This is a genomic window from Amycolatopsis sp. NPDC003731 (genome assembly GCF_053586895.1).
In genome coordinates, this window is the sequence record NZ_JBSFNC010000044.1 from 18,757 (window position 1) to 35,495 (window position 16,739).

21 protein-coding genes and 1 tRNA gene are annotated in these 16,739 nt (G+C 68.6%); 10 read left to right on the forward strand and 12 right to left on the reverse strand.

The features are described 5' to 3' along the window. Nucleotides 1-130: 130 nt before the first annotated feature. Together ACWDN5_RS20120 and ACWDN5_RS20125 are read left to right on the forward strand one after the other, a co-directional pair. Entirely contained in the window at nt 131-1,732 is a 1,602-nt protein-coding gene (locus ACWDN5_RS20120; protein ID WP_449677362.1) for a (2,3-dihydroxybenzoyl)adenylate synthase, read from the forward strand. Nucleotides 1,733-1,887: 155 nt separating this feature from the next. After that, entirely contained in the window at nt 1,888-2,322 is a 435-nt protein-coding gene (locus ACWDN5_RS20125; RefSeq protein WP_310974064.1) for a VOC family protein, read from the forward strand. A 231-nt stretch (nt 2,323-2,553) separates the two neighbouring features. On the opposite strand, the gene ACWDN5_RS20130 is transcribed toward ACWDN5_RS20125, so the two are convergent. Beyond that, complete coding sequence (locus tag ACWDN5_RS20130) at nt 2,554-3,309, reverse strand: SDR family NAD(P)-dependent oxidoreductase (protein WP_310974067.1); 756 nt, start codon at nt 3,307-3,309, stop codon at nt 2,554-2,556. 219 nt (nt 3,310-3,528) lie between these two features. Here ACWDN5_RS20130 and ACWDN5_RS20135 point away from each other — a divergent pair, with 219 nt between their 5' ends. Then, entirely contained in the window at nt 3,529-4,374 is an 846-nt protein-coding gene (locus ACWDN5_RS20135; RefSeq protein ID WP_310974068.1) for an alpha/beta hydrolase, read from the forward strand. A gap of 29 nt (nt 4,375-4,403) precedes the next feature. Here the strand turns inward: ACWDN5_RS20135 and ACWDN5_RS20140 are convergent, their stop codons facing one another. The 4 genes from ACWDN5_RS20140 to ACWDN5_RS20155 form a co-directional block, all read right to left on the reverse strand. Further along, nucleotides 4,404-4,709: a helix-turn-helix domain-containing protein gene (locus ACWDN5_RS20140; RefSeq protein ID WP_449677363.1), complete on the reverse strand. Its 306-nt coding sequence runs from the start codon at nt 4,707-4,709 to the stop codon at nt 4,404-4,406. A gap of 300 nt (nt 4,710-5,009) precedes the next feature. Then, the gene (locus ACWDN5_RS20145) at nt 5,010-5,138 is read right to left on the reverse strand and encodes a hypothetical protein (protein ID WP_449677364.1); all 129 of its coding nucleotides are present in this window, start codon (nt 5,136-5,138) and stop codon (nt 5,010-5,012) included. 136 nt (nt 5,139-5,274) lie between these two features. After that, nucleotides 5,275-5,472: an NUDIX domain-containing protein gene (locus ACWDN5_RS20150; RefSeq protein WP_396136963.1), complete on the reverse strand. Its 198-nt coding sequence runs from the start codon at nt 5,470-5,472 to the stop codon at nt 5,275-5,277. A gap of 87 nt (nt 5,473-5,559) precedes the next feature. Beyond that, nucleotides 5,560-6,336, reverse strand: coding sequence for a helix-turn-helix transcriptional regulator (locus tag ACWDN5_RS20155; protein ID WP_449677365.1), 777 nt, complete (start codon nt 6,334-6,336; stop codon nt 5,560-5,562). 425 nt (nt 6,337-6,761) lie between these two features. Between ACWDN5_RS20155 and ACWDN5_RS20160 the strand changes: the two genes are divergently transcribed. From ACWDN5_RS20160 to ACWDN5_RS20170, 3 genes are all read left to right on the forward strand, one after another. Then, entirely contained in the window at nt 6,762-7,196 is a 435-nt protein-coding gene (locus tag ACWDN5_RS20160) for a hypothetical protein (protein ID WP_449677366.1), read from the forward strand. A gap of 159 nt (nt 7,197-7,355) precedes the next feature. Then, nucleotides 7,356-8,195, forward strand: a complete 840-nt coding sequence (locus tag ACWDN5_RS20165; RefSeq protein WP_310974076.1) for an AfsR/SARP family transcriptional regulator — start codon at nt 7,356-7,358, stop codon at nt 8,193-8,195. 82 nt (nt 8,196-8,277) lie between these two features. After that, nucleotides 8,278-8,958 carry a winged helix-turn-helix transcriptional regulator gene (locus tag ACWDN5_RS20170; protein WP_449677367.1) on the forward strand — a complete coding sequence of 227 codons (681 nt, stop codon included), beginning with the start codon at nt 8,278-8,280 and terminating at the stop codon, nt 8,956-8,958. A 296-nt stretch (nt 8,959-9,254) separates the two neighbouring features. On the opposite strand, the gene ACWDN5_RS20175 is transcribed toward ACWDN5_RS20170, so the two are convergent. The 5 genes from ACWDN5_RS20175 to ACWDN5_RS20195 form a co-directional block, all read right to left on the reverse strand. After that, nucleotides 9,255-9,327: transfer RNA gene (locus ACWDN5_RS20175), tRNA-Ala, on the reverse strand. Nucleotides 9,328-9,381: 54 nt separating this feature from the next. Then, a complete protein-coding gene (gene sepX, locus ACWDN5_RS20180; protein WP_449677368.1) occupies nt 9,382-10,215 on the reverse strand; it encodes a divisome protein SepX/GlpR in 834 nt (277 codons plus the stop codon). A 163-nt stretch (nt 10,216-10,378) separates the two neighbouring features. Then, nucleotides 10,379-11,047, reverse strand: coding sequence for a GNAT family N-acetyltransferase (locus tag ACWDN5_RS20185; RefSeq protein ID WP_449677369.1), 669 nt, complete (start codon nt 11,045-11,047; stop codon nt 10,379-10,381). Further along, nucleotides 11,047-12,324 (reverse strand): molybdotransferase-like divisome protein Glp, encoded by a 1,278-nt coding sequence (gene glp / locus ACWDN5_RS20190; protein WP_310974083.1) that lies wholly within the window; start codon nt 12,322-12,324, stop codon nt 11,047-11,049. Before glp ends, ACWDN5_RS20185 begins: the two co-directional genes overlap by 1 nt. Next, a complete protein-coding gene (locus tag ACWDN5_RS20195) occupies nt 12,321-13,226 on the reverse strand; it encodes a UTP--glucose-1-phosphate uridylyltransferase (RefSeq protein ID WP_310974085.1) in 906 nt (301 codons plus the stop codon). The genes glp and ACWDN5_RS20195 overlap by 4 nt, the downstream gene beginning before the upstream one ends. A 24-nt stretch (nt 13,227-13,250) precedes the next feature. Between ACWDN5_RS20195 and ACWDN5_RS20200 the strand changes: the two genes are divergently transcribed. From ACWDN5_RS20200 to mscL, 4 genes are all read left to right on the forward strand, one after another. Further along, nucleotides 13,251-13,841: a 5-formyltetrahydrofolate cyclo-ligase gene (locus ACWDN5_RS20200; protein WP_449677370.1), complete on the forward strand. Its 591-nt coding sequence runs from the start codon at nt 13,251-13,253 to the stop codon at nt 13,839-13,841. Between the two features lie 86 nt (nt 13,842-13,927). Then, the gene (locus tag ACWDN5_RS20205; protein ID WP_191306993.1) at nt 13,928-14,227 is read left to right on the forward strand and encodes an FmdB family zinc ribbon protein; all 300 of its coding nucleotides are present in this window, start codon (nt 13,928-13,930) and stop codon (nt 14,225-14,227) included. A gap of 130 nt (nt 14,228-14,357) precedes the next feature. Next, the gene (locus tag ACWDN5_RS20210) at nt 14,358-14,975 is read left to right on the forward strand and encodes an SAF domain-containing protein (protein WP_449677371.1); all 618 of its coding nucleotides are present in this window, start codon (nt 14,358-14,360) and stop codon (nt 14,973-14,975) included. Between the two features lie 62 nt (nt 14,976-15,037). Further along, nucleotides 15,038-15,457: a large-conductance mechanosensitive channel protein MscL gene (gene mscL / locus ACWDN5_RS20215; RefSeq protein ID WP_310974091.1), complete on the forward strand. Its 420-nt coding sequence runs from the start codon at nt 15,038-15,040 to the stop codon at nt 15,455-15,457. Between the two features lie 5 nt (nt 15,458-15,462). On the opposite strand, the gene ACWDN5_RS20220 is transcribed toward mscL, so the two are convergent. Further along, nucleotides 15,463-15,810, reverse strand: a complete 348-nt coding sequence (locus ACWDN5_RS20220) for a hypothetical protein (protein WP_449677393.1) — start codon at nt 15,808-15,810, stop codon at nt 15,463-15,465. A gap of 335 nt (nt 15,811-16,145) precedes the next feature. After that, nucleotides 16,146-16,646 (reverse strand): MogA/MoaB family molybdenum cofactor biosynthesis protein, encoded by a 501-nt coding sequence (locus ACWDN5_RS20225; RefSeq protein ID WP_013230045.1) that lies wholly within the window; start codon nt 16,644-16,646, stop codon nt 16,146-16,148. Nucleotides 16,647-16,739: the final 93 nt, after the last annotated feature.

Below are 16,739 nucleotides of genomic sequence, written 5' to 3' on the forward strand. Positions count from 1 at the left end.
CCCGCACGGGGCTCCTGTCGCGTCTCTGTCAGCACGATTGCCTGACGGCGGCGGATGCCAGATGGTGAAGACCGTTGGCCTGTCGTACCGCTGGTCCTCAGTTCGATATCTAGTCTGATCGGGAGCCGAGATGCTCGAAGGCTGCGTTTCCTGGCCCGACGAACTCGCCGAGCAGTATCGCCGCCAGGGTTACTGGCAAGGGCGATCGCTGGGCGAGCTCCTGGAGGCGGCCTGCGCCGAACATGCCACCAAGGTGGCTGTCGTGTACGGCGAGCAGCGGCTCACGTACGCGGACCTCGCAGCCCGCTCCGACCTCGTAGCCCGGCAGTTCGTGGCTCGTGGGATCGGCCCGCTCGATCGGGTCGTCGTGCAGTTGCCGAACGTGCCGGAGTTCGCGACCGTGGTTTTCGCGTTGTTCCGGCTGGGTGCCATTCCGGTGCTGGCTCTGCCGGGGCATCGCAAGCACGAGCTCGTTCACCTGGCCTCCCAGTCCGGCGCCGTCGCACTGATCGTGCTGAGCGAGTTCCGAGGCTTCGACTACCGGCAACTCGCCCAAGAGGTGCAGCAAGACGTCCCAGGGATCGAGCAGGTGCTGATTGCGAACGAGCTCGCCGACAGCGCGCCGGAGACGCGGTATCCGCAGGTCGATCCGTCCGAGCCGGCTTTCTTTCTGCTCTCCGGCGGGACGACTGGTCGGCCGAAACTGATCCCCCGCACGCACAACGACTACGCGTACAACATGCTGGCTACCGCGGAGGCGCTCCGGGTCGACAGCACGTCGACGTACCTGGCCGTGAACCCGGTCGCCCACAACGCCGCGCTCGGTTGCCCTGGGCTGTTCGGAACGCTGCTCGTCGGTGGCAAGGTCGTACTCGCCCCGACTTCCCGGCTGGCGGAGCTGATCGGGCTCATCCGTGCGGAGCAGGTCACGCTCACGACGTTGGTACCGGGAACCGTGCGGCTTTGGATCGACTACGCGCAGCGGACGCCTGTCGACCTTTCCGGCGTCCACTTGCAGATCGGCAGTTCCAAGCTGACACCTGTGCAGGCCGAGGAAGCGCGCCGGTTCCTGAAGTGCGACCTGAGTCAGTGGTTCGGTGTCGGCGAAGGGCTCCTCACCTACACCCGGCTTGACGACCCGGATGAGGTGAGGTTCAACACCGAGGGCCGTCCAATGGCTCCCGACGACGAAATCCGGGTTGTAGACGACGCCGGCCACGACGTACCGGACAACGTCGAAGGTGAGCTACTGACGCGAGGCCCGTACACCATACGCGGCTACTACCGTGCCGAACAGGAGAACACCGACTCCTTCACGTCGGATGGGTTCTTCCGGACCGGGGACCTGGTGCGACGCAGGTCGGACGGCAACATCGTCGTCGTCGGCCGGCTCAAGGACGTGATCAACCGGTCTGGCGACAAGATTCCGGTCGAGGAGGTGGAGGAACAGCTCATGGCGCATCCCGGCGTCCGGGACGCGGCGGTCGTGGGGGTCGAGGACCCAGTATTGGGTGAGCGCACCTACGCATTCGTCGTACTGCGAAACGAGAGCGTCGAGCTCCAAGCCCTGAAGGCATTCCTGCGAGATCGCGGTCTCGCGACCTACAAGATCCCGGACAAGCTCGTGTCCGTCTCCGAACTGCCCCGCACGCCGGTAGGTAAGGCGGACAAGGTCGCACTGCGCGCCCTGGCCACCCTCACCCCGCCCGGCGCCGGCCGACAGGCGGCATGAAACACCCCCGCGCCGGGGTCAAGGCCAAGCCCTCCGGATGGCCTCCGGCCGGCCTTGACCCCTCCTGCGGCCGAGGACGAAATCGGCCTGCTGACTCGCTGGGCCCAAGGTGTCGGCCAGGGGCCGTCACCCCTTCCTAGGCACCGGAGGTGCCGGTGTACGACCCCGACGCTGGATTCCCCGGAGTAGTCGTCGAACTTGGCTACACCGACGTACCGGCCGCCGTAGCCTGGCTCGCCCGGGTCTTCGGCTTCCGCGAAATACTCCGCCAAACCGTCGACGGCACTGTCTGCCACGCCGACCTGCACACCGGTGCCGGCGTCGTCATGCTCGCCAAGGTCAGCGAGCGGCTCACCACCCCGCCCACCGGTGTGCCAGCCGTTGCTCAGGTGATCGTCTGGGTCGATGACGTCGACAAGCACTACGCCCGCTCGCGCGCCGAGGGCGCCCGGACCCTCCACGAACCCCGCGACAAACCCTGGGGCCTACGGCAGTACCTCGCCCTCGACCACGAGAACCACCTGTGGGAGTTCACCCAGCACGTGCGTAACGTCCCCGCCACCGAGTGGGGAGCGACGACCTTCGCATGATCGACACCGCCTAGCTACAACGGCAGCCGAAGGGATCACCTCTGTTGGGACGGCTGATCGACGTTCCCACAGCATCGGGGAGTTCGGACCTGCCGTTGTGATCCGGTGTGCTCAAGAGGGGTGCCGGTGTACCGCTCCCGCACCGGCACCGGATCCCACGGCGAGGTCGACATGAACTATTGCCAGCCTGATCACGAAAGAACGTGCCCGGTCACCTGGCATCCAGCCGGATCAGGTGGTCCGGCCGCCGTCGACCGGTAAGAGCACACCGGTGACCCACCCCGACGTGTCGTCATCGAGGAGCAGGGTGATCCACCGGGCGATCTCATCGGGTTCGCCGAACCTCTCCAACGGGGTCGACGCCAGCAAGTCCGCACGGAGGGTCTGGGTCTGTGGACCGGTAAGCCCCAGGTCGTCGTACATCGGCGTGTCGACCGGGCCGGGCAGGATCGCGTTCACCCGGACCTGTGGCGCCAGCTCCCGTGCCCACGACCGGGTCAGGCTGTTCACAGCGGCCTTCGTCGCGCCGTAGAGGGATCGGTTCGGCATCGCCAGAAGGCCACCGACCGACGACACGTTCACCACCGCGCCACGATGCTTGCGCAGTTCCGGTAAGCAGGCCTGCAGCACGTTCACCGGTCCACGGAGGTGCACCGCGAACATGGCGTCCAGATCGGACGGCGAGGAAAACTCGATCGGCGCGAAGCGCGCCAGGCCGGCGTTGTTGACGACTCCGCTCACCGGACCGCACCGAGCCGTCAGAGTCCGTACCGCGTGCTCGACCTCGGCTGCCGAACCGACGTCGGCGGGCAGCGCTACCACCTCACCGGGCTCGTCCCTGAGGTCATCGCACAGAGCCAGCAGTGGTTCCTTGCGCCGACCGATCGCGCCCACCCGCGCGCCTGCCCGGCACAACCTTGCACACGTCGCACGGCCGATCCCCGAACCGGCGCCGGTCACGACTACAGTTCTGCCGGACAAGCTCATCCGCGTACGCTCCTCATTTGCAGTTTCCCCGACGCTTCGCCCACAGCCGGCCGCATGCTGACGGCACCAGACGCTACCCGTGCCCCACGACACCGACCACACCTACGAAATGTCTTTGAAAGATGCTTTAGATCGGTCTTTCAGAATCCTGTTAAACAGTCGAAACGGTGCCGGGACAAATGTTAGCGTGTGACACCGTACTAGTTGGGGGTTATGACAATGACGACCATCCGGGGCGACTTGGACCAACAGTACTCGCCCAGCTCGTGCATTACCGACATCGAGTACTACCTACACGAGTACGCCACACGTAGCGCAGGCGCCCGAGCCACATACCGGCATCATACCGTGCACTATGGGTATTCCGATGTCGAGCAGCTTGACCTCTTTCCGCATTACGACGCCAACACACTGCTGGTCTACGTGCACGGCGGCAACTGGCAGCAGCTCAGCAAGAACGAGTCCAGCTTCGCCGCGCCTGCCGCCTTGCACGCCGGCGCGGCCTTCGCTGCCCTGGGCTACGGTCTCGCACCGAACTACGACCTCGACGCGATTGTGGCAATGGTGCGCCGTGGCCTGCTGTGGCTGGTGGACAACGCGCACACCTATGGCATCGCGCCGGGCCGGATCCACCTCAGCGGCAGCTCAGCGGGTGCGCACCTGGTCGCCATGGCCCTGACCGACGACTGGCTGCCCGACGGGCGGACACCAGCCGAAGTGTTCGGCTCAGCCACACTGCTCAGCGGCATCTACGACCTCGACCCGGTCCGGCACAGTTACGTCAACGATGCACTGAGCCTCACGGAGGAATCGGCTCGCCGCAACAGCCCCGTCCAGCACGCCCCAGTCAAGGCGCCACCGATCACCGTCGCCCGTGGCGGACTCGAGACACCGGAGTACGCCCGTCAGCACGACAACTACGTCGCTGCCCTACGTGCGAACGGAATCGCCGTCGAGGAAATGGTCCTCGCGCACCGGAATCACTTCGACCTGCCGTTCGACCTCGCCAACCCGGACACACCTGTCGGCAGCACCTTGGTTCGACTGCTGACCAGCAACAGCTGAGCACTGCGAGCGGTCGGCAGCCAGCCGCTTCAGGAGCGTATAGCCTCCAGGATGTATCCTCGGCCCCACGCGGTGCGGATCGACAGATCGATCGACTGAAGTCTTCGGCGGAGCCGCATGATATGCAGATCGAGCGAGTTCCTTGTAAGGGTCGTCACCTGCGTTGCCAAATAGTTCGTGAGCTCGTTGCGGTACACTACTTGGCCGAAGCGTTCGACGAGCAGGGCCATGAGGTGGGCCTGAGTGGTCGAGATCGTGATCGAGTGACTTCCGAAGATCAGAGTTCCCGCTGAGTCGATCCTCGGCGCCCGGCGGCTGTCGAACCGGTTCTGCAAGGCATTGACCCTCGCATCCAGGTCAACCCGAGATATCGGTTGGCGAGCCCAATCTTCAATCGGATCGTTGCTGACCGGCGGTACCGCGCCTCCTTCTACGACAAGTAATCGAGGTCTCCCCTCAAGCTGATAGCGGTTCCGCAGGTCCGCCTGCGCGGGCCACCTGACGAAGACTACGTCGGAGTTCCGACTCCCCATCATTGGTCCTCCAGTCCCGATCAATAATCGCTTGTAGAAATATTCATCCCCGAGCTCTGTAGCGCCGACGTCGACTGGAGGGACTGAACGCGCCCCCGCGACTCACCGCGGCGGCGAGCGCATCGGCGTCGGGTCGGCCAGCCGGACGCGCACACCGCTGCGGGTCAGCGCGAGGCCGATCGACGTGCCGATCGTGCCTGCGCCGAGCGCGGTCACAGTGCGGAGGTCCACGAGCACGACGGTACGGCCGCCTATCGGAGGTCGTCCTCTCTTCGAGTGCACACTCCCCCGTTTCAATCGTCGGCACCTGCCGAGGTCGCCGGTCGCTCCGATGACCGCACGCAAGCAACGGTGGCGTCACCCGCAGCTATGCCCCGTGGCCACGGAGCACGAAATGCTCCGCATTGGCGACACCGGCCATCGGCTGGACATACGACAGCTCGGAAAGCCGGTGCGGTCGCCAACCGGTCTCCTCCACCACCTCACGCACGGCGGCTTCCACCGGTGTCTCTCGTAGTCGGGAAGCAGGCCCCGGTCCAGCGCCTCGGCGAGGAAAGGCGCGGATGCGGACGTCGGCACACCGCCCACGCGTCCGGAGCCGGGCCGCCCAGCGAGACCGAAGCCGCCCCCGACCGGCGACTCAATCCTCAGGTCAGGCCGCAACCCGCAGCTCGGGACGGGCCAGATCGCGGCTCATACCGCGCGGGAAGGTCTCGGAGGCCAGCGTGATCGCGATGGGCGGATCGGTCGGTTGCAGTTCGCGCAACCGCAGGGACACCCTGGTGGCGGCACCCGGCGACACGGCGACCGGCTGCCGAACCGTGCCGAGGTAGATGCTCTCCGCGCCCCCGCCGTGCGCGCCCTCGGCGACCGCGAGCACGGTCCACCGCCCTGGCGGCACGTCCGAGATGGTCAGCCTGGTCGAGCCGACACCGGTCTGCGCGGCGTACGCCACGGGCCCGCACTGCGGGATGCGCTCGGCGAACAGGCCGACCAGCACGTTGGCCGGTGCGGCCGCGGCGGGCAGGTCGACCGTGGCGGACACCGACGCCGCGCCCTGCACGGGCAGCCCGCTCGCGCCGGGCAGTGCCTCGGCCGGGGGCACCCGGTGGAAGTCGGGGCTCACGGCGAGCAGCAACTCGCGTACCTCCGGGCTGCGGTACTGGGTGGGGGTCATGCCGACCGCCTTGGTGAACCGGCTGGTGAACGTGCCGACGCTGTTGTAGCCGACGCTGGACACGACGTCGGCCACGGTGAGATCGGTGGTCAGCAGCAACCGCTTGGCCTCGAACAACCGGACGGCGGTCAGGTAACGGCCCGGCGTCACGCCCGTCAGCTCCGCGAACACCCTGGAGAGATGAAAGGGGCTGACGAACACCTCAGCCGCGATCTGGCCGAGGGTGATGGGGTCGAAGTAACGATCGCGCATCGCCGAAATTGCTTGCTGGACGGCAAGTTGCATAGGTCTCTCCTCCGGTCCTCGAGAACGATCCGCAACCGCCGGATCAACTCGACTCCCCCATGGACTCCAGCATTGGCGGCACAGTCCGGAACCCTGGAGACAAAAAGGTCCTAACTGCTGTGGTCCCTGCTCACTCGCGGCCTCCCACTCGCTTCCGAGTCACCGCACGTCCCTGACCGGGCGGCTCGGCCCCAGTTCGCGTCGTGGTCCGCCCCGGCCACGACCTACCGGAGCGCCGCGCGAGGTGCGGCGACGTTCCGGCTCGTCATTGCTTCCGACGTCCGTGTCGACGAATCGCGCCGTCAACCTCGTCTGGGAGCTAGCATGACGCCATCTGTTCTCACGCTCGTCAAAGAGGGATCAAGGACCAGCCAAGTCGGGTCGCCGGCTTCATGCTCAAGGACGCCCCTTCCGACAAGCTGGCGAACGCCATCAGGAACGTCGCGGCAGACCAGCGCGCCGGCATCGCCGACGCTGAACTCGCCCCACCTGGTGACCGCCACGAGGAACTCGCTCTCCGGATCAGCCTCGACCAGGACGTCCTCAATCAACGACACCAGCCGCAACCGGCGAGGGTTGCTCCACTGGTCGAATTCGTCTATTTGAAGATCGATGGCCTAGACATTGCTCGACTGTTCAGAGTAGTGTTTGCTGCCATCTTGCGCACTTTCTGGACCCGATCAGCCATCATTACCCCTCAGTATTGTGCAGCGCGTGACCAACCAACAGACTACTGGCGGTTCGGGAAAGTCAGTCTTGAGCTGGAAATTCTGGTTTCGTGTCGCCGATATCACCAATGCACAATCCATGAACCGCATATGCGTTGACCATAGGTGCGGCGAGCCGGATTCAAATCGGTATTCGTGGCCGGTGCACTGCCGCGGCCACGATCGATCTGCCAATGTTCAGGAATCGACCGTCGCTTGGATCGACATCGAACTGGGTGGACGTCAACCAGCGACGGAAGTCACCGATGGGAGCCACGTATGTTGGATTCCGACCTGGCGCTATGGGACCGATCTGACGACGCCTCGGCCGGGTTCGCCGGCCAGCCCAACGGTGGGCCGCACTTCACCCTGCTCGGCCCCTTGGAGGTCCGCAAGGACGGCGAGGACCACGCGCCGACGGCACCGAAGGTGCTCCAGGTGCTGGCGATGCTGCTCATGCGTCCCGGCAAGGTCGTGCAGGGTGACCTGATCATCAAGGAGCTGTGGGCGGGCGACCCGCCCCGCGGCGGCCGGACCACCATGCAGACACACGTCTGGCAACTGCGCAGGTACATCGAAGCCAACGGATTCGCCAGCGACGGCGACCAGATCATCGTGACCAGGGCACCCGGCTATCTGCTGCGCGTCGACCCTGGCCAGGTCGACGTCGCCGTGTTCCAGTGGCTGGCCCGGGAGGGCAGGGCGCTGTTCGACCGGCAGCACTACGCCGAAGCCGCCACCGTCCTGCGCAAGGCACTGGACCTGTGGGGCGGGCCGCCGCTGGCCAACGTGACATGCGGCCCTGTGCTCTCGGTGTATGCGACCGACCTGGAGGAACAGCGACGAAACACGCAGCGCCTGTGCATCCATGCCGAGATCGAGGCGGGCATGTACCACGACCTGATTGGCGAGTTGCGGTCGCTGATCGCCGCCAGCCCCCTTGACGAGGGCCTCAACGGCCAGCTGATGCGGGTGCTCAACCTCAGCGGCAGGCGGATCGAGGCGCTGGAGCTCTACCGGCAGTTCCGGGCAAGGCTGAGCGGCGAGGTCGGCCTCGAGCCGTGCAACGAGCTCCAGGAGCTGCACCACGTCCTGCTCTCGGACCAGTCGCACCGCTGAAGGGGCCACGCGAACAAACCAGCTTTCGAACGCAAACCACAACACCTACTCCGCCCACACCGGCGTAGAAGGGACGCACATCATGACCGGTCGAACCTACGGGCAATTCTGTGGCCTCGCCCGCGCCCTCGAGCTCGTCGGCGAGCGATGGTCGCTGCTCGTCGTGCGAGACCTGTTGCTCGGCCCGAAGCGGTACTCGGACCTGCGGCAGACCCTGCCGAAGCTGCCACCGAGCGTGCTTTCCGGCAGGCTCAACGAACTGGAAAAGGCAGGCGTGCTCCGGCGGCGCGTGCTGCCGCAACTGGACGCGGCCGTGGTCTACGAACTCACCGAGTACGGCCGCGAGCTGGAACCGGTGCTGTTGCAGCTGGGGCTGTGGGGCGCGAGGGCAATGCTCGACCCCGCGCCGGACGACCTGTTCACCATGGACTCCGCGATCCTTTCGCTGTACACGACGTTCCGGCCGGAGCACGCGGCGGGCGTCAACGTCAGCTTCGAGATCCGCTATGGCGACCTGATCGTGCACGCCCTCGTGGACGACGGCGCGCTCAAGGTCGCCGAGGGCGCCCTTCCCCGGGCCGACCTCGTCATCGAGTCGGTCGGCTCGATCCAGCCGCTGCTGAGCGGCAGGCTGAGCCCGCTGGCGGCGATCGAGGCCGGGATCCTGCGGGCGAGCGGCGACCTCACCCTGCTGGACCGGTTCGTCGACCTCTTCCACATCCCGGCGCCCCCGGCCCCGGTGGAGGGCCTCGTCGTCCGCTGACCCCGGCCGCCTTCACTGTTCGGTCACCATCGGCGCGGCCAGGAACTGCTATTACCTCGGATACGTCGAGTACGACGGCGAAGAATCTCGAATCTCGCATGACGGCACAAGTCCGCGATTCGCTTCAGCCAGCCGTTCATCGCCTACATGCGCGACACCATCTACATCGAGGACGACAAGATCACAGACGGCGAACTCCACGCCATCCAAGGTCAGCGGGCCGCAGCAACCGGCACGGAGGGCACAATTAAAAGGACCACCCGCATTGCGGGTGGTCCTGGGCAAGAACCCTAGGGTGGAGCTGAGGGGAATCGAACCCCTGACCTTCTCGATGCGAACGAGACGCGCTACCAACTGCGCTACAGCCCCTTGGTCGTGCTCGTAGAGCTTAGCAGTGCCCCACGAGCACCCCACGCAGGGGGGTCACTCGCCCACCGCACGCCGATATGGCCCGGTCCCAGGCTCGTCCAGCTCCTCGAACGCGGGGTCCTCGTCGTCCAGGTCGACGACCACCGCGCTGCGGCGGACGCGGGATGTCGGGGACGGGCGGCGCTCGACCACCTCGCGGCGGACCGGCTCCACGACCTCGACGTCCTCGACCTCGGCGCGTTCCTCTTCCACCGCGGCCGAAACCGAAGGACCCTGAACAGACGGGCGCCGCGGCGCCCGGGTGCTGTTGAAGCGGGCTAGCCGGCGCTGGCGGATCTCCTCCTCGATGCGCACCTGGCGGCGCAGGTACACCAGGTACCCGACGAGCACGACGTCGACCACGCCGTGCCCCCACCAGGCCAGCGGGAAGACGAAGCCGGCGACGGCGCCGCTGATCACCGCGATCGCGAGCAGGATGACGACGATGCGCTGCCGGAAGCTGTACTTGGCCCGGGCCGCGATCTCGGCGGCTTCGGGGTCGAAGCCGCCGCGGCCGGGCCGGTAGCCGGGGCGGTCGCGTTCGGCCCGGCGGCCGTGGGCCGGCTGCGGGAGCGGCGCGGGCTCGGGCTCCGGTTCCTCGACGTCGTCATCGAGTTCGAGCTCGGCTTCCAGCTCGGCGAGGTCGTCCTCCACCGATGGCCGGGACCTCCCGGGATCGTCGGACATGGCGAATTCCTCCCGGTCTTCGTTGCGTCCACTGCGCACGACCCTGGCCGCGAGCGCCGAGTCGGCCGTCCTCGCGACCTGCTGCCGCCTACGCGCGACCATGGGCACGAGTACGACGAGCCATGCCGCGGCGAGCGCGACGATGATCACGGAGCTGGGCATCTCCCGTCACCTCCCCCGATCCTTCCACCACGAATCACGTTAGTCACAGGAGTAACAGATCAGGCGGAGGCTCGCCGGGTTCGATCACGGAAAAGCCTCACCGGATTAGGTGAAACTCACAGCATGTGGTAACGCGACTACCGACCCGGGTGGGTAATCACGTTCAGGCGTAGTCGGCGCGGCCCGCGGCGACCAGCCGCGACACCAGCCCGGGCCCGGTTTCCTCGCGCGTCACGGCGTAGCAGAAGTGGTCCCGCCAGCCGCCCGCGACGTCGAGGTAGCGCTCGAACAGCCCCTCCCGCCGGTAGCCCGCCTTAGTGAGAACCCGCAGGCTGGCGGCGTTTTCCGGCCGCACGGTGGCCTCCAGCCGGTGCAGCCCGGCCGGGCCGAAGGCGTGGTCGGTGACGAGCGCGACGGCAGCCGTCGCCACCCCGCCGCGGACCACTTCGGACGATACCCAATAGCCGATCCAGGCCGATCGGAGCGACGCCCGGATGACGTTACCCACAGTGATCTGACCCGCGAGACGCCCGTCCAGGGTGATCGTGAACGGGAGACACTGACCACGGCGAGCAAGCGAACGCAGAGCCGCCCACTGCGAGGGCCACGACCAGAAGGCGTTGCGTTCCGGCCACGGGCCGACCCCGGTGGGTTCCCACATTTCGAGGTGCGCGCGGTCCCGGAGCCGGATCCGGCTCCACTCGCCGGCGTCGCGCAGCCGGACCGGCCGGATCGCGACCTCGCCCGCGGGCACCCGCAGCGGGCCGAGCCGGGCCGGCCAGCCCGGGTGCCGGCTCTCCGCCGGATAGGACACGCCCGACACGGAGTTCATCAGGCCCGTTGCGCCAGGAAGGTGACTTGGACCTGCTCGCCGGCGGGGACGTCGGTCGCCTCTTCCGGCACGTTGATCAGGCAGTTCGCCTCGGCCAGCGACGCGAGCAGGTGCGCCCCGGACTGGCCGAGCGGCTGGACCAGGTACTCGCCGTTGGCCTCGTCGCGCAGCAGCTGGCCGCGGAGGAAGCCGCGCCGGCCCGGGGTCGAGGTGATCGGCGACAGCAGCCGCGCGCCGACGATCCGCCGGTGCGGGTTGCGGGTGCCGCGCGCCGCCCGGATCAGCGGCCGCACCAGCACCTCGAACACCACCAGGGCGCTCATCGGGTTGCCCGGGATGAGGAACGTCGGCACCGAGTCGGGGCCGAGCCGGCCGAACCCCTGGACCGACCCGGGGTGCATCGCCACCCGCGTCATGTCGATCCGGCCGAGGTCGGACAGCGCGGCGTGGACCTCGTCGCCGGTGGCGCCCCCGGCGCCGCCCGCGACCACGACGATCTCCGACATCAGCAGCCGTCCCTCGACGACCTCCCGCAGCCGCTTCGGCTCGCTCGGCACGATGCCGACCCGGCTGACCTCGGCGCCCGCGTCCCGCGCGGCCGCGGCCAGCGCGTAGGAGTTGACGTCGTAGACCTGCCCGACCGACGGCGTCCGGTCGATGTCGACCAGCTCGTCGCCGACCGACACGATCGACACCCGCGGCCGCGGGTAGACCAGCACCTTCGCCCGGCCGACCGCGGCCAGCAGGCCCACCTGGGCCGAGCCGATCGTGTCGCCGCGGCGCACCGCGACGTCCCCGATCTGGACGTCCTCGCCGGCCCGTCGCACGTACCCCGCCGACGGCACCGAGCGGTGCACCGTGACCTTGGCCTGGTGCCCGTCGGTGTAGGCGAGCGGCACGACCGCGTCGGCCAGCGTCGGCAGCGGCGCGCCGGTGTCGACCCGGACGGCCTGGCCGGGCTGGAGCCGCCGCGGCTGGCGCGAACCCGCCGCGATCTCCCCGACGACCGGCAGCTGCACCGGCTCCTGCCCGGCGTTGCGCACGTCCACGCTGCGCACCGCGTACCCGTCGATCGCGGCCTGGTCGAACCCGGGCAGCGCGTGCTCGGCGACCACCTCCTCGGCGCAGAGCAGGCCCTGGGCCTCGGAGATCGCCACGCGCACCGGCTGCGGCCGGACGGCGGCATCCAAGGTCATGGAGATCTGCGCGTCGACCGAGCGCAGCTCGGCCTCGTCCCCGGCCGCCTCGGGCCGTGCCGCGTCGAGGGATTCCGTCATGGGCGCTGTGTCCCGATCCGTTCCGTCAGCCACGCCCGTAAAGATGGACCGTACTCGGGCGTTTCAAGCGCGAAATCGACCGCGGCGCGCAGGAAACCACCCGGATTCCCCAGGTCGTGGCGTCCACCGCGGTGGACGACGACGTGCACCGGGTGTCCTTCGCTGATCAGCAGCGCGACCGCGTCGGTCAGCTGCAGCTCGCCGCCGCTGCCCGGGGTGATCCGCTTGAGCGCGTCGAAGATCGCCCGGTCGAGCAGGTAGCGCCCGGCCGCGGCGTAGGTCGACGGCGCGTCCTCCGGCTTCGGCTTCTCGACCATCCCGTGCACGCGCTTGACGTCGTCATCGTCGGTGTCGGTGACGTCGAAGACGCCGTACGGGGAGATCTCGGCCTTCGGGATGTCGAACGCGCAGAGCACGCTACCGCCGAACTGGGCCCGGACCGCGCTCATCTTCTCGAGCACGCCGGTCGGCAGTACCAGGTCGTCCGGGAGCAGCACGGCGACGGCCTCGTCGTCGGGCTTGAGGTTGGGCTCGGCCTGCGCGACGGCGTGGCCGAGGCCGAGGGCCTGCTCCTGGATGGCGGTCTCGACGGCGAGGAGGTCGGAGCCCCGGCGGACCTTGGCGAGCAGGTCGGTCTTGCCCTTGCTTTCGAGGTTCTGCTCGAGCTCGGGCTGCTTTTCGAAGTACCGGACCACGGCGTCCTTGCCCGGTGAGGTCACGATGACCAGGCGTTCCGCGCCGGCGGCGGCGGCCTCCGCGGCGACCAGCTCGATGCCCGGCGTGTCCACCACCGGCAGGAGCTCCTTGGGCACGGCCTTCGTCGCCGGGAGGAACCGTGTCCCGAGGCCGGCGGCAGGCACGATGGCGGTTCTGAACGTCTGGGTGGTTGCGGCGCCCGTCATGGGCGCAGAGCCTAACGTGAGGTCATGCACGCGCTGGGCAATGAGCACCTGAGCAAGACGGAGTGGCGTGACCGGGTGACGCGCGCCCGGGCGGGGCAGGCAGCCGAATCCCACGCCCGGGAGGCGTCGGCGCTGGTCAGTGCGGTGTCGAAGGTCACAGCCGGCACCATGTGCGCGTACCTGCCGTTCGGCACCGAGCCGGGCACGACGGCGTTCGTCGACGCGCTGGTGGCGGGCGGCGCGCGGGTGCTGCTGCCGGTCATCCGGTCGCGGACGGAGCCGCTCGACTGGGCCGAGTACACGGGCGAGGCCGACCTGGTGCCCAGCAGGTTCCGGGGCATCCGCGAGCCGGGCGGGAAACGCCTGGGTACCGAGGCTGTGGGCGAGGCGGAGCTGGTCCTGGTGCCGGCGCTGGCCGTGGACCGCCGGGGCGTCCGGCTCGGGCGCGGGGCCGGCCACTACGATCGCTCGCTGGTCTTCGCCGCGGCCGGCGCGGCGCTGCTGGCCGTCGTCCGGGACGAAGAGCTGGTCGAACGGCTGCCCGGGGAGGCCCACGACGTGCGCATGACCGGGGCCCTGACACCGGGGCGCGGCGTGGTCGATCTGCCGGTGTGAGCAACCAGGAATTGCCTTCCGGGAAGGTTTTCCCGCACAATCGGGTTAGCACTCAGGTCGGATGAGTGCCAGCAAAGGAGCCGTCAGTGCCTACGTACCAGTACGCCTGCAAAGAATGCGACCACCGGTTCGAAGCCGTGCAGTCGTTCTCGGACCCCAGCCTGACCGTCTGCCCGCAGTGCTCCGGGGCGCTGCGCAAGGTCTTCAGCTCGGTCGGCGTCGTCTTCAAGGGGAGCGGGTTCTACCGCACGGACTCGCGCGACTCGAGCAAGTCGAGCACCGCGGCCACCCCGGCGAAGACCGAGACCAAGACGGAGTCGAAGTCCGACACGAGCTCGGCATCCTCCTCTTCGACCACGACGAAGACGGCCGCCGCGGCGTCCTGACCCGCAGGTTATCCACAACACCCCGGTTGTCCACAGATGCCGGACGTGGCCCTTCCGGCGGCCCGTCCGGCTTCCCTAACGTCGATCTCGTGCGGCACCCCGCCGCACCCGATCCGGCCGAGGGGGCCCCGTGGACATCCTGCCGAAGCTCCGCGCACTTCATCCGACCCGGCTGCCGAGCCGGCGGGCACGGCTCATCCGCCGTTGGCTCGCCGTCGGCCTGCTCGTCGTGGGCGGGCTGTCGCTCGTCCATCCCGGCTCCGCGCGAGGCGCACCGACCGTCCTCGCGGCACACGACCTTCCTTCCGGAGCGGCGCTGAGCGCTGCCGACGTCCGACTGGCCGACCTGCCCGACGAAGCCCGACCGAACGGCGTGCTGAGCACCTTCGAGGCCGTCGAGGGGCGCCTGCTGGCGGGCGCGGTCCGGGCCGGTGAGCCGCTGACCGACGTCCGCCTGGCCACGGCCCCCGCCCGGGGTGATCCCGGCACGGCGACCGTGCCGGTCCGGCTGGCCGACGAGGCGGTCGCGGACCTGCTCCAGCCCGGCCAGCGCGTCGACGTCGTCGCGGCGCCGGAACAGGCAGTGCCGGCCTCCGTGCTGGCCGCCGGGGCGACGGTCGTGACGGTCGGGCACCGGCAGCCGGCCACGCCCAAAGGGCCGCTGGTGCTGCTCCGCCTTCCGGAAGCGGCCGCGACAACGGTGGCGGCGATTTCACTGGAGCGTCCGGTAACGGTTACTCTCCGCTAGCCCACGCCCGCCGATACGGGCCGGGCGTCCCCTTCCGGTTCGTGGCTCGTGAGGAGAGCAAGGTGTTCAAAGGCTTCAAGGACTTCCTGATGCGCGGCAACGTCGTCGACCTCGCCGTGGCGGTGGTCATCGGCTCGGCGTTCACGGCGATCGTCACGGCGTTCACCAACGGCCTGATCAAGCCCCTGATCAGCACGATCGGCGGCACCGACGCCGCGAACGGCCTCGGATACCAGATCTTCGACAACAACAAGGCGACGTTCCTGGACTTCGGCAGCGTGATAAACGCGGCGATCAACTTCGTCCTGGTCGCGGCGGTCGTCTACTTCGTCATCGTGCTGCCGGTCAAGAAGGTGCAGGAGCGCCGCAAGCGCGGCCAGGAGCCGGGCCCCTCGGAGCCGACGGACGTGGAGCTGCTGACCGAGATCCGCGACCTGCTGCGCGCCCAGCAGACCAACCAGCGCGGCACCGACCGCGACTGACGAGGTCAGCGGTCGTGGTGCGGTGGCCGGTTCTCCCGGTACCAGTCATCCGGGAGACCGGTGCGCCGCTCGGGATCACGCTCATCAGAGGTCGTCTCGGGCAGAACGTCCCCGAAGATCTCATCAACCCGGCGCCGTTGCTCGCCGGTCTGAGGTTTCCGCTGTTCACCCGCCATGCCCCAAGTATCCCACGACGCGCTGTTTGACAATTCCAGAGTGAAGCCCCCGGCGACTCCCACCGCCGGCCACCACCCCGCTGCCGGCGACTGCTCAGCACTCAGCACAAGCCCCGCAGCGGCAACGTTCTCTTCCAGGTGCGCGATCCGCCCGGTACCCGGAATCGGCAGCACCACCCGCCACCGGCGCAACGGGCCGCCAAGGCAGGGACGCGAACTCGCCGACGGTCGCTTCGGACCGCCCGAGCAGGCCGACCTTCCCGGCGGACTGCAGCTCGGAGCGCCCCGAGCTGGTCGGCCAACGGCGTTTCCGGGTCGATGAGGTGCAGGGCCGCGGCAAGCAGCTCCTCGTTGACCCCCGCCGCCGTAGAGGTGCGCGGTGTCAATGAGCGTGACACCCAGCTCAACGGCGCGCGCCCCAGCCCGGGGAGGCCCGGCTTCGGTCGGCAGGTACATCGGCCCGAAACCGGGTCTCCGGACAGTCAGCCTGCCGCCGATCCGCAAACCGCGGGTCACACCTCTTCGAGACCCGAAAGCTCGTCGATCACGTGCGGCACGAGCGAGGTCAGCGTCGCCATCCCATCGCGCACCGCGGACCGCGACCCGGCCAGGTTTACCACGAGCGTGCTCCCCGAAACCCCGGCGAGCCCGCGCGAGATCCCGGCGTCGACCGCGCCGGCGGCCAGCCCGGACGCGCGGATGGCCTCGCTGATGCCCGGGATCGGCCGGTCGAGCACACCGGCGGTGGCGTCCGGGGTCCGGTCACGCGGCAGCACGCCGGTGCCGCCGACGGTGATCACCAGGTCGGCGCCGCCGATCACGGCGGTGTTGAGCGCGTTGCGGATACCCGCGGTCTCGGCCTCGACCACCACGACACCGTCGACGATGAAGCCCGCTTCTTCGAGCAGCTCCGTGACCAGCGGGCCAGTGGTGTCCTCGTGCTCGCCGTGCGCCACGCGATCGTCCACGATGACCACGAGGGCCCGGCCCAGCCGTTGTGCACTCCGTTCCATGGCGCCCACCGTAGCCGGTTTCGGCGGCCGGGCGCCGGGAGGTTCCGGGTGAGTTCTGACGATTCGGTGACGTGCCGCGGTGAGCGTCGGCGA